General features: G+C 65.7%; 10 protein-coding genes. 1 reads left to right on the forward strand and 9 read right to left on the reverse strand.

Going from position 1 to position 11,886, the window contains the following annotated elements; genetic code table 11:
• Positions 1–5 precede the first annotated feature (5 nt).
• The 9 genes from AC0L2J_RS11545 to AC0L2J_RS11585 all read right to left on the reverse strand — a co-directional run bounded on the left by AC0L2J_RS11545 (position 6) and on the right by AC0L2J_RS11585 (position 10,185).
• The gene (locus tag AC0L2J_RS11545) at positions 6–1,064 is read right to left on the reverse strand and encodes an Acg family FMN-binding oxidoreductase (protein ID WP_473389607.1); all 1,059 of its coding nucleotides are present in this window, start codon (positions 1,062–1,064) and stop codon (positions 6–8) included.
• Between the two features lie 110 nt (positions 1,065–1,174).
• Positions 1,175–2,422: a class I SAM-dependent RNA methyltransferase gene (locus tag AC0L2J_RS11550; protein ID WP_473389610.1), complete on the reverse strand. Its 1,248-nt coding sequence runs from the start codon at positions 2,420–2,422 to the stop codon at positions 1,175–1,177.
• Positions 2,415–3,149: a TlyA family RNA methyltransferase gene (locus AC0L2J_RS11555; RefSeq protein ID WP_007607406.1), complete on the reverse strand. Its 735-nt coding sequence runs from the start codon at positions 3,147–3,149 to the stop codon at positions 2,415–2,417. Before AC0L2J_RS11555 ends, AC0L2J_RS11550 begins: the two co-directional genes overlap by 8 nt.
• A gap of 27 nt (positions 3,150–3,176) precedes the next feature.
• Positions 3,177–3,731, reverse strand: a complete 555-nt coding sequence (locus AC0L2J_RS11560) for a nucleoside 2-deoxyribosyltransferase (protein WP_473389617.1) — start codon at positions 3,729–3,731, stop codon at positions 3,177–3,179.
• Between the two features lie 32 nt (positions 3,732–3,763).
• On the reverse strand, positions 3,764–5,692 hold the full coding sequence (gene dxs / locus AC0L2J_RS11565) for a 1-deoxy-D-xylulose-5-phosphate synthase (RefSeq protein ID WP_007607410.1): 1,929 nt from the start codon (positions 5,690–5,692) through the stop codon (positions 3,764–3,766).
• A gap of 603 nt (positions 5,693–6,295) precedes the next feature.
• The gene (locus AC0L2J_RS11570) at positions 6,296–6,547 is read right to left on the reverse strand and encodes an exodeoxyribonuclease VII small subunit (RefSeq protein ID WP_007594646.1); all 252 of its coding nucleotides are present in this window, start codon (positions 6,545–6,547) and stop codon (positions 6,296–6,298) included.
• A gap of 73 nt (positions 6,548–6,620) precedes the next feature.
• Positions 6,621–7,550: a histone deacetylase family protein gene (locus AC0L2J_RS11575; protein ID WP_007607412.1), complete on the reverse strand. Its 930-nt coding sequence runs from the start codon at positions 7,548–7,550 to the stop codon at positions 6,621–6,623.
• A 135-nt stretch (positions 7,551–7,685) separates the two neighbouring features.
• Entirely contained in the window at positions 7,686–9,344 is a 1,659-nt protein-coding gene (locus AC0L2J_RS11580; protein ID WP_473389621.1) for a bifunctional metallophosphatase/5'-nucleotidase, read from the reverse strand.
• Between the two features lie 79 nt (positions 9,345–9,423).
• Positions 9,424–10,185, reverse strand: coding sequence for an enoyl-CoA hydratase-related protein (locus tag AC0L2J_RS11585; RefSeq protein ID WP_473389626.1), 762 nt, complete (start codon positions 10,183–10,185; stop codon positions 9,424–9,426).
• Positions 10,186–10,438: 253 nt separating this feature from the next.
• On the opposite strand from AC0L2J_RS11585, the gene AC0L2J_RS11590 reads away from it, so the two are divergent.
• Positions 10,439–11,680, forward strand: a complete 1,242-nt coding sequence (locus tag AC0L2J_RS11590) for an MFS transporter (protein ID WP_007607418.1) — start codon at positions 10,439–10,441, stop codon at positions 11,678–11,680.
• Positions 11,681–11,886: the final 206 nt, after the last annotated feature.

Below are 11,886 nucleotides of genomic sequence, written 5' to 3' on the forward strand. Positions count from 1 at the left end.
CTGCATCATCCGCGCATCACCAGCTCCGGGCCGCGCCTCAGCGATTTCGGCAAATTCGGTCCGGCTCCGAAACGGATCACAATGTCGGGACGCCGCTCACCGAGTCCGAGTGAGGCTGCGAATTGCGATCTCAGTGTCGGCACCTCGACCGGCTGGTTGACGAAGGAATATTTCAGCCCCAGTGCGGTCGCCTGCAAACCGAACCGCTGGCAAGCGCGTCCGACCGCGATCCACTGCGATGTGTCGCTGCGGTCGGCGGCAAGCACGAGGACCCCCGCGGAGCTGTCGAGCTCCTCGCGGTACTTTCTGTTCTCGCCCTGCTCGGTGAAGACGAGCTTCAGCAGCGGCCGCGCGACCCATGCCGGCAGTGACGGGCTGCCTGACGCGCGCGAGAATAGCCCGTCCATGGACGCGACCGCATCCGCCTCGTTGAAGCGCATCCAGCTCACGAGTTCGCTCATGAAGGCCTTGTCGCGCATTTGTGCGGAATTGCCTTCGAGCACATAGTCGGTGACTTTGGCGATGGCTGCGCGTTCGGTCAGCAGGATTGCCGACACGTTCGGCTCGCGACAGGCGTCCTCGAGCTGGCGCAACATCTCGGGCGCGACCGGCTTGCCGTCGAATGCCGCACGGGTGCATTGCCTGATTGGAATTGCGGCCGCCAGCGCCGATGCGGCAGGCGGAGCTTGGTCGAGTGCGATCACGATCCGGCCGCCGTCGACCGTCTGGTTTGCGCGCCAACCCAGCGTTGCCGCCGCAAGCGCGAGATTTTCGGCGGCGCAGCCGAGGCTGACGAAGAGGTGGTGATCGTCCGGGTCGACTGCGGGACAGCGGCGTGCGACGTCTGGCCTGATCACGATGACATTATCATGGGCGGAAAAAATCCAGGGCTGGGTGTTGTGGCTGTTGGCCGCGAGTGTCGCAAAACGCACGAGCTCGCGGTCTCTCGGGGACGATCGCAGCGGTGCCCGGGCCGCCTGCACCGCGTCCTCATAGCTCCCGTTCGAGGCCTGCGCGGGACTGGCCGTGAGCGTCGCCGCGGAAAGGCCGAACGTATTGGTCATGAATTGTCGTCGGTCGATCGCCATCATCCGCTCCGCGGCCATTCCCGCGCGAGCTTAGCGCAACGGCAGAGCCGGTCGGTTGACCGGCATCAAGGTCGGGAGGGACGCGCTTATCTCACAAACCGCGCCACCAGCTCGACATGCGGCGTGTGCCGGAATTGGTCGACCGGCACCACGGCATCCATCTTGTAGCCGCCATCGATCAGCAGCCGCGCGTCGCGGGCAAATGTCGCGACGTTGCAGGAGACCGCGACCACCACAGGCACCTTGCTCGCGGCGAGCTTCAAGGCCTGCGCCTGCGCGCCCTGGCGCGGCGGGTCGAACACGACGGCGTCGAAATCGCGCAGCTCCGGCGCCACCAGGGGACGGCGGAACAGGTCGCGCGGCTCGGCCTTGATCGGCTTGAGCCCTGGTGTCCGCGCGGCCTTTGCGAGCGCTGCAATGGCGCCGGCGTCGTTGTCATGGGCGGTGACGCGGACCTTTTCGGCGAGCCGCAACGCAAACGGTCCGACACCGCAGAAGAGATCGAGAACGTTCTTGGCCTTGCCGATGCGCTCCGCGACGAGCGACGCAAGCGTCTCTTCACCGGCGACGGTCGCCTGCAGGAACGAGCCCGGCGGCAGCGTCACCTCGGCGCGGCCCATCTGCAGGGTCGGTGGCAGGCGTTGCAGCACCAGTTCGCCGTGCCGTGTCAGCCGGGCCAGGCGGTGCTGCTCGGCGACGCGCGACAGCGCCGTCACGAGTGACGTTGGCAGCGGGCCGGAGCCGCGCACGTCGATGTCGAGACCGTTGGCGGTCGCGGTGACCTGGATGTCCAGCGGTTTCGTCACCGGCATTTTGGACGTCAGCAGCTCGGCGAGCGCCCAGCCGGCATCGAGCGCACCCTCGAGCCCGGGATCGAGGATCGGGCAGCGATCGATCGGGATGACGTCGTGCGAGCTGGCAGCCGAGAAGCCGACCTTGAGGATGTCATGGGTGCCGAACCGGCCGTGCAGCGTCATGCGCCTGCGTCCCGCACCGTGGGCATCGACCAGCGACGCCACCTCGCAGTCGATGCCGGCCTGGGCCAGGGTCTCGACCACGATGCCGCGCTTCCAGGCGTGATACGGTTCGGCCGCCCAGTGCTGGATTGCGCAGCCGCCACAGACGCCGAAATGCGGACAGAACGGCGCGACGCGCTCGGGGCTGGCGACATCCACCGCCAGCAGCTTGCGGCGGTCGGGATGGTTGCCGACGACATGATCGACCTCGACGTTCTCGCCGCCGAGCGTGTAGGGCACATAGATGGCATCGCCGGCGTCGAGCGAGACGCCGTCGCCGCGATGGCCGACGTGATCGATTGTCATGCGCTCAACCACGGCGCGCGCCCAGGAAGAATTCAATATTGCCGTCGCCGCCGGTGATCGCCGAGGGGAACACCTCGATATCGGTGCAGCCGAGCGAGGCCGCAAAGGCGGCGACGTCGTCGCAGATCTCGCGGTGCACGGCGGCGTCGCGGATGATGCCCTTCTTGTTGTGCTTCCGGTCTGCCTCGAATTGCGGCTTGATCAGCGCCAGCAGGCTCATCGGCGCGGCGGCCAGCGACAGCGCCACGGGCAGCACCGTCTTGAGCGAGATGAAGCTGACGTCGATTACGACGACATCGGGCCGCGCTGGCAGGCGCTTGCCGTCATAGGCGCGGATGTCGGTCTCTTCCATCGACACGATCTTGGAGTGACCGCGCAGCGAGGGATGCAGCTGACTGGTGCCGACATCGACGGCAAAAACGAGGCTCGCGCCGTTCGCCAGCAGCACCTCGGTGAATCCGCCGGTGGACGCACCGACATCGAGGCAGACATGATCCTCGATCTCGATCGGGTAGCGCTCCAGCGCGCCGGCGAGCTTGACGCCGCCGCGGGAGACGTAGGGATGCGCGGGCTCGGCCTGGATCACGGCGTCCTCGGCGATGGTCTCCGATGGCTTTGCCACCTGCTTGTCGTCGGCCGTGACGAGCCCGGCCTCGATCGCCGCGCGCGCCCGCGCCCGGCTCTCGAACAGGCCGCGCTCGACCAGCAGAATATCCGCGCGCTTGCGGGCAGGGGACATCATCTCTCCGAAAGACGCCTGAGGCGCTTATGTAGCGATCAATCGCGCGGCCGCCATCCGGACGCAAGCCTCGAACGCGGCCAGATCGTGCCACACGTCGATCGGCATCTGCGCCGGCGTCACCAGCGGGCAGCCATGCAGCTCCAGCGCGTGGATCATCATGAGATTGTCGACGAGGCCAAAATCCTCGACCGTCAGTCCCTGCGCGTCGACCAGCCGCCCATCCTCGGACGTCACGTCCATGAAGCGGCCGACACGGTCGGCATAGGCGGCGCCGTCATTGGAATAGGCCAGGCAAAACTTGCGGCGGCCGGCCATGTAGCCGAGCTCGTAGACGGTGCCGGGATCGGAGCCAGCGCCGCGGAACGGCGTAAGGTTGGCAATGATCGCATCGGCCGTGTCCATCATCGCCTCGTTGCCGCAAAAGATCTGCCGCGAGGCGTCGGGAGCGGCGAGGTCGATCTCGTTGTCGAGGGGATAGAGGCCGGTGAGGCCGTTTGCGGCACAGATCGCGACCTTCCGCCGGCCGATCTCGACTGCATCTGGCAGGAACACGTCGGGGCCTGCCAGATAGATCTTCATCGAGCTGTTTCGCGGAAGGTCGAAGCTCGCTGTCAGGCGAGCTTGACCGTCTCGGCCTTGACGTCCTTGCCGAGCGCTTCGAACACCTTGGCGACGATGCCCTTGGCATCGAGACCGGCACGACCGTACATCGCCGCCGGCGTGTCGTGGTCCTGGAACACGTCGGGCAGCACCATGGTGCGGAACCGCACCAGGCCGCTGTCGAGCGCGCCCTGATCGGTGAGGTACTGCGCGACATGCGAGCCGAAACCGCCGACCGAGCCTTCCTCGATCGTGATCAGGATTTCGTGGTCGCGCGCGAGCTTGAGCACGAGCTCAGTGTCCAGCGGCTTCATGAAGCGCGCATCCGCGATCGTGGTCGAAAGGCCGTGGGCTGCGAGCTCGTCGGCGGCCTTCTCGCATTCGGCGAGGCGCGTGCCGAAGGAGAGCAGGGCGATCTTGCTGCCCTGGCGGACGATGCGGCCCTTGCCGATCTCGAGCGGAACGCCGACTTCGGGCATCTCGATGCCGCGGCCTTCGCCGCGCGGATAGCGCAGCGAGCTCGGACGATCGTTGATCGCGACCTGGGTTGCGACCATGTGCACCAGCTCGGCTTCGTCAGCCGCGGCCATGATCACCATGTTCGGCAGACAGCCGAGATAGGCGTTGTCGAACGAGCCGGCATGGGTTGCACCGTCGGCGCCGACGAGGCCGGCGCGATCGATGGCGAAGCGAACCGGCAGGCTCTGGATCGCAACGTCATGCACGATCTGGTCGTAGCCGCGCTGCAGGAAGGTCGAGTAGATCGCGCAGAACGGCTTGTAGCCTTCGGTGGCGAGGCCGGCGGCGAACGTCACTGCGTGCTGCTCGGCAATGCCGACGTCGAAGGTGCGGTCCGGGAACGCCTTGTTGAAGATGTCGACGCCGGTGCCGGACGGCATTGCCGCGGTGATGGCGACGATCTTGTCGTCCTTCTCCGCTTCCTTGACGAGGCTCTGGCCGAACACGTTCTGATAGGCCGGCGCGTTCGGCTTGGACTTGGCCTGGGTGCCGGTCGCGACGTCGAACTTGACCACCGCGTGGTACTTGTCGGCGGAGGCTTCCGCCGGGCCGTAGCCCTTGCCCTTCTGCGTCACGACGTGGAGCAGGATCGGGCCGGTCTCCATGTCGCGCACGTTCTTCAGCACGGGCAGGAGATGGTCGAGGTTGTGGCCGTCGATCGGGCCCACGTAATAGAAGCCGAGCTCCTCGAACAGCGTGCCGCCGTCCATCATGAAGCCGCGGGAATATTCTTCGACGCGATTGGCGCGGTTGGCGAGGATCTTGGGCAGGCGCTGGTTGATCTGCTTGGCCACATCGCGCAGCGTGCGATAGGTCTTGCCCGAGTAGAGCCGCGAGAGATAGGCGCTCATCGCGCCGACCGGCGGCGCGATCGACATGTCGTTGTCGTTGAGGATGACGATCAGGCGCGAGTTCATCGCCCCCGCATTGTTCATGGCCTCGTAGGCCATGCCCGCCGACATCGCGCCGTCACCGATCACGGCGATAACGTTGTTCTTGCCGCCGGAGAGGTCGCGCGCGACCGCCATGCCGAGGCCGGCGGAGATCGAGGTCGAGGAATGCGCGGCGCCGAACGGATCGTAATCGCTCTCGCTGCGCTTGGTGAAGCCGGACAGGCCGCCGCCGGTGCGCAGCGTGCGGATGCGATCGCGCCGGCCGGTGAGGATCTTGTGCGGATAGGCCTGGTGGCCGACGTCCCAGATCAGCCGGTCGCGCGGGGTGTCGAAAACGTAATGGATCGCAGTGGTGAGTTCGACCACGCCGAGGCCTGCGCCGAAGTGACCGCCGGTCACCGAGACGGCATCGATGGTCTCCTGACGCAGCTCGTCGGCGACCTGGCGAACCTGCTCGACCTTGAGCTTGCGCAGGTCGTCCGGCGTCCGGATGGTGTCGAGAAGCGGCGTTTTACTATATGCGTTCACGGCGATTTCCAATTTGTCAGCGCCGGAAGATCGTTCCGGTGCGCGATGGGTTTGCACAATATCGGCGCAGCGCGAGTCCTTAAACCGTCGGAGCCACCTGCATGGGGCAAAGCCCCGTCTTCAAGCTTAGGTGAGCTTAAGTGCTCTCCGGTTCAGTCTCTGTGATCCCTGTCACTTAGATCGGCTTCGTCCATCCCAGCCAATTCATCAGCAGTTTGAAGCGCTTGTCGTCGGTAATCAGTGCCCACGCAAGGCTTACAAAAAGCCACACTCCGCGCAGCTTTACACCAAAGCTTGGGCCAAAGCCAACCCGCTCCGCCGATTACGGGCATGCACCTGCAACCCGCGGGCCAGAGTGGTTAATCCTGGCGCCAGCCGAAGGGTTCCAAGCTTGCCCGGTTCCTCGGCAAGGTTTTTCGCATGGGGAGGCTATTTCTAGACGGATTCAGGAGGGCGAGGGGCCCCTCTGAGGGAGGTTCCGTGATCGCCAGAGCGCCGGTTCCCTGGAATCAAGCAGCAGCAGCAGCAACGCCGACCGCGGCATGCGATCATGAAGAATTGCCGGTGCCCGCTGCGTGAGATAGGCGGCTTTGGAGGCGGCCCTTACTGGACGTCGAGCGGCGCGGTGCCGGTGGCCTGGCCGCTGGCATCGGTGGTGATCTTGTCGACGCGCGCCTCGGCCTGGCGCAGCAACTCCTCGCAGCGGCGCTTCAGGGCCTCGCCGCGCTCGTAGATTGTCACGGATTCCTCGAGCGGCACCTTGCCGTCCTCGAGCCGTTTCACGATGGTTTCGAGCTCCTCGATGGCGCGTTCGAAGGTCAGCCTGGAGATGTCGATTTGGGTATTTTCGGCCATATAAGTTTCCGATTGCCCGATTCGCTTCACGTCGGAGAAAGCAAAGTTTTGCGGGCGCAATGTGGCGGGTGTGTCAGGCGCCCATCAGGGCGCCGACATGCGCCGTAACAGATTCTTTCAATCCTTGCAGGTCGTAGCCGCCCTCGAGCACAGAAACAACGCGCCCCCCGGCGGTCTTGTCGGCGAGGTCCATCAGCTTGCGCGTCACCCAGGCATAATCCTCCGCGCGCAAATTCAGCGACGCCAGCGGATCGCGATAATGCGCGTCGAAGCCGGCAGAGATGACGAGCAGCTCCGGGCTGAATTTTTCGAGCTGCGGCAGGATCAAATTCTCGAACGCGATGCGGAATTCCGGCCCGCCGTCCTCGGAGGCGAGCGGCGCGTTGACGATGGTGTCGTGGTCGCCGCGCTCGCTCTTGGCGCCGGTGCCCGGAAACAGCGGCATCTGGTGCGTCGAGCAATACATCACGGTCGGGTCCGACCAGAAGATGTCCTGCGTGCCGTTGCCGTGATGCACGTCGAAATCGACGATGGCCGCGCGCTTGATGCCGTATTTGCGCTGCGCGTGGCGCGCGGCGATGGCGACGTTGTCGAAGAAACAGAAGCCCATCGGCTTGCCGATCTCGGCGTGGTGGCCGGGCGGGCGCACCGCGACGAAGGCGTTGCGATGCTCGCCCGCCATCACCGCTTCGGTCGCCGCGACCGCGCCGCCGACGCCGCGCATCACCGCTTCCCATGTGCCCGGCGACATCGAGGTGTCGCCATCGATATAGACCAGTCCGCTGGTCGGCGCGATGTGGCGCAGCTCCGTGACGTAGTGCTCGTTGTGGCAGAGCGTGACGAGGTCGAGATCGCCCTCCGGCGCCTGGTCACGCACCAGGAACTGGAAGCGCTCATGCGACAGCGCCTCCTCCACCGCGCGCAGGCGGTCCGGCCTTTCAGGGTGTCCCGGCGGCGTGACGTGGTCGAGGCAGGCCTTGTGGGAGAGGAGAAGCGTACTCATCAGTTCGGCCTCATGGAATGCGGGCTCTCGACGTCGCTTGGCGCATCCGGCGCCAAAACGCAAATACAAAACCCAATCTATGCGTTCCCCCGGGAATGGCAAAGGGTGGTCCCGAGCCGGCCCGTTTGATCCGGATCAATTCACGCGCAGGATGCGGCTCAGCGGCAGCGGCCCGATCGGTCCGTGCGCCCTGAAGAACGCGAACAGCGCGTCAGCGTCGTAGCCGCCATATTGCGGCCCCGTGCCCTGTTTGGCGACCGTAAAGCCGTCGCCACCGACTGCGAGGTAATCGTTGAGGGTGACGCGGTAGCCGCTTCCGGCTTCGACCAGTCTGCCATTGAGCGTCATCTTCTCGGTGATCACGCGCTCGCCGAATGGCTTCGCCGCATCCCAGGCGTAACTGAACCCGTTCGAGACCTGGAGAATCCGCGGCCGCTTCGGGTCGAGCCATTGCTGCTCCAGCATGTCCTTGAGCTGGCTGCCCGTGAGCGTCATGGTGACGAGCCGGTTGCGGAACGGCTGGCTGGCGAAAACGTCGCCGAAGGTGATCGCGCCGTTCTCCTTTGGAACGATGTCGGTGCGGATGCCGCCGGGATTGGTGAGCGCGATGACGGCGCTGCCGTCCTTGGCATCCCTGGTCGCGGCGAGCTGCGCGTCCGCAATGACGTCGCCGAGCGGGCTTTCGCCGGCCTCGTTCGGCACGCGTGACAGCGTCTGCGTCACCGATCCAGCCGGGCGATTGGCGATCGGCGCCGAAAGCTTGTCGTAGGCATCGATCAGTGCGGTCTGCTCGGGATCCCTAGGCAGCGAGGCATTGGCGACGAGGACGTTCTCGGCCCTGGCGCGGACGACGTCGCGCGTTGCCGGATCGAGCTTGAGGTCGATCGCGGTGACCAGGGTACCGTATTTGTCGCCGCTGGTGACGAGCCGCCCGTCAATATCGCAGACATAAGCACGATGGGTGTGGCCGCTGACGACGACGTCGACGGCGCGATCGAATTTTTTCACGATGTCGACGATCGGCCCCGTGATGGCAGGGCATTCATTGTAGTCGCCGGCCGGCTCGCCGCCCTGGTGGATCAGCACCACGATCGCCTCGACCCCGCGCGCCTTCAGCTGCGGCACCAGCGCGTTCACCGTCTCGGCTTCGTCGCGGAATTCGAGGCCGGTGATGCCCGCGGGCGATACGATGCCCGCGGTCTCCTTCAAGGTCAGCCCGATGAAGGCGATGGGGATGCCCTCGAATTCCCTGATCTCGTAAGGCGGCAGCACGCTCCTGCCGGTCGCGGTCTCGATGGTGGACGCCGCGAGATAATGGAATTTGGCGCCCTGGAAGGGATGGGGCCCCTGGCAGCCGTCGACCGGATGACAGCCCCCGTTCTGCATCCGCAGGAGCTCGGTCTTGCCCTCGTCGAATTCGTGATTGCCGACCGAGGTGATCGCGAGCCCCATCATCGAGAGCGACTCGATCGAAGGCTCGTCGTGGAACATCGCCGACAGGAACGGGCTCGCGCCGATCAGGTCGCCGGCGGCGACGAAGATCGTGTTCTTGTGGCCCTCGCGCAGCTGCTTCACCAGCGTCGCCATGTATTCGGCGCCGCCGGCGGCCACCATCACCTTCCTGGACCTGTCCTCGGGATCGCTGATCCGGATGCCGCCCGGCGACGGGCGCAGATTGCCGTGGAAATCGTTGATCGCGAGGATGCGCAGCTCGACGGGTGCGGCGGTTTGGGCGGACGCGGGCAGGGCGGCGAGCGCAAGCGCGAAGACGGTCAGGCGGAGAACATGTCGCATGGAACCAGACTAGTCGCTCCGCGCGAAGATTTCACGAAAGTTCTCGCCGTCATTCCGCGGCGATGCGCCGGACGGCACCCTACTTTTTCTTCTTCCTGTTCGCAAACGCGTTGAATGCGGCGGTGGCTTCTTCCGACTTCAACCGCTCGCCGAACAAATGGGCCTCCTGGTCGATGCGGCGGGTGAGCTCCTCGGATGCGACGCGCAGCAGTTTGCGCGAGATCGCGACCGCTTCGGCGGGGAGCCTGCAGATATCGCGCGCCACCTTGCGCGCCTCGACCTCGGTATGCCCCGGCGAGACCACGGTGTTGACGAAGCCGGCGGCATGCGCTTCAGCGGCCGTAAAAGTCCGTCCCATCACCAGCATGGCGAAGGCGCGCTGGTAGCCCATCGTGTTCGGCATCAAGAGGCTGGACGCACCGACCGGCACGAGCCCGAGATGGATGTAGGGCGCGGAGAAGGTTGCCGCGTTCGAGGCCAGCACATAGTCGCAATGGAACAGCATCACGGTGCCCATTCCGATCGACGCGCCGTCCACGGCCGCGATCACCGGCTTGGCGTTGAGGGCGAGCGAATAGAGAAACTTGGCGCCGTCGGACAGCGTCTCGGGGCGCGACGTGTCGGCGTGCATGAAATCGTCGATGTCGTCGCCGGCGGTGAACACGCCGGAGCCGCCAGTGATGATCATGCAGCGGATGTCGGGATTGTTCTGCGCGGTGTCGATCGCGCGGCTCATCTCCCGATACATGTCCTGCGTGATCGCGTTCTTCTTGCTCGGACGGCGCAGGGTGATCACGCGCGTTCCGCGCTCTTCGGTGACGATGATGTTGCCATTCGACATGAGAGGCCCCTGCGGTCGCCGCGATACTGACATTGGCTAGACTCGCGAAACGTCAGCCTACATCATCTTGCAGGCGCGCCAATGCGCTCGCGCGACCTTTTGGGGACCGAATTCGCGTGAGACGGGCGCATCGGCCGCTGCTGTGTTACGCGTTGCAATAATTAGCTACCCATTTTCGATTGAAAAACCCCTGGTTGTGGTGCACGATCGTCTCGCGCCGTTCCATTTGGCCGATTGCCCGATTGCCCGATTGATGATTGCCGCCACGCGTGTTGACGAATCCTCGCTGCACTATCGCGGCTGGCGCGTCGTGCTGGCCTGCTTCCTGATGGCCTTCTTCATGTTCGGCTTCGGCCTGTACGGTCAGGGCGTCTATCTCGCCGAACTCCAGCGCGCCCATGGCTGGCCGGGTACGCTGGTTTCCGCGGCCAGCACCTTCTCCTTTCTCCTGACTGCCGTGCTCGTCATCTTCACCGACGATCTGCTCGCCCGCATCGGGCTGCGGTCGCTGATCCTGTGCGGCCTCTCGGCGCTCGGCGCTTCGACGGTGCTGCTGGCGCTGCTGCAGACGCCCTGGCAGCTCTATCTCGCCTATGCGCTGATGTCGGTCGGCTGGACCGGCATGGGCACGGTGGTGATCGCGACCGTGCTGAACTCCTGGTTCGAACGGCGCCGCGGGCTCGCGCTCAGCCTCGCCTACAATGGCGCGACCTGCGGCGGCATCGTGCTCGTGCCGCTGCTGCTGTCGCTGAGCGGCAGCATCGGCTTTCGTTCCGCGATGCTGGCGGCCACGCTGGCGATGGTGGTGCTGGTGCTGCCGGTGGTGGTCATCTTCACCGGCTGGCCGACGGAAATGCCGCCAACGCCGGGCGGGGATTCATTCGATGGCGGCACCGCCGTGCCTGCGGTTCACTCGCGCAAGACGCTGCTCGCCAATTCGGCGTTCTGGACCATGGTGCTGCCGATCGCGGTCGCGCTGCTGGCGCAGATGGGATTCATCATCCACCAGGTGACGTTCCTCGAACCGCTGATCGGCCGCGCCAGTGCGGGTCTTGCCGTCACCATCATGGCGGCGATGGCGGTGGTCGGGCGCCTGTCGCTCGGCCTGTTCGTGGACCGGCTCGATCCGCGGCTCGCCTGCGCGGCATCGATGACCAGCCAGGCGGCGGCGCTGTTCGTGCTTCTGCAAAGCACGAACCCGACCGTGCTGCTCGTGTGCTGCGCCGTCTACGGCTTCTCGATCGGCAACATGATCACGTTTCCGCCCTTGATCATCCAGCGCGAGATCGGCGCGAGCGCCTTCGCCGCCGCGATGGGACTGGGCACGTCGATCAGCGGCATCGTCAGCGCCTTCGGCCCCGGCATCGTCGGTCTCGTGCGCAGCGTGACCGGCGACTACACGAGCGCGTTTGCGATGTGCGTGATGCTCGACCTAGTGGCGGCGAGCGTCGTACTATGGCGGCCGGGGAAACGTACGAAGCTCGCGGCTTCGTAGCCCGGATGGAGCGCAGCGCAATCCGGGATCGCCGTTCCCGCTACGATCTGCGAGCGGGGAGGCGCGAGTAAAAAATCTGGTGTAGTGGGGGCCCGGGCCGGGGGGGCGGGGGGGGTGTTGGGGGGCAAATATGGGGTACACCCACACCCCCCCCGCCCCCCCCCCCACCCCCCCCCCCCCCGCCGCCCCCGGGCGGGGGGGGCCCC

Source organism: Bradyrhizobium sp. MV1.5 (assembly GCF_055807615.1).

What these genes read in the sequence shown, in the direction of transcription:
- AC0L2J_RS11545 (WP_473389607.1), bottom strand. Translation starts at nt 1,064, where the DNA reads ATGACCAATACGTTCGGCCTTTCCGCGGCGACGCTCACGGCCAGTCCC.
- AC0L2J_RS11555 (WP_007607406.1), bottom strand. Translation starts at nt 3,149, where the DNA reads ATGTCCCCTGCCCGCAAGCGCGCGGATATTCTGCTGGTCGAGCGCGGC.
- AC0L2J_RS11560 (WP_473389617.1), bottom strand. Translation starts at nt 3,731, where the DNA reads ATGAAGATCTATCTGGCAGGCCCCGACGTGTTCCTGCCAGATGCAGTC.
- AC0L2J_RS11570 (WP_007594646.1), bottom strand. Translation starts at nt 6,547, where the DNA reads ATGGCCGAAAATACCCAAATCGACATCTCCAGGCTGACCTTCGAACGC.
- AC0L2J_RS11575 (WP_007607412.1), bottom strand. Translation starts at nt 7,550, where the DNA reads ATGAGTACGCTTCTCCTCTCCCACAAGGCCTGCCTCGACCACGTCACG.
- AC0L2J_RS11580 (WP_473389621.1), bottom strand. Translation starts at nt 9,344, where the DNA reads ATGCGACATGTTCTCCGCCTGACCGTCTTCGCGCTTGCGCTCGCCGCC.
- AC0L2J_RS11585 (WP_473389626.1), bottom strand. Translation starts at nt 10,185, where the DNA reads ATGTCGAATGGCAACATCATCGTCACCGAAGAGCGCGGAACGCGCGTG.
- AC0L2J_RS11590 (WP_007607418.1), top strand. Translation starts at nt 10,439, where the DNA reads ATGATTGCCGCCACGCGTGTTGACGAATCCTCGCTGCACTATCGCGGC.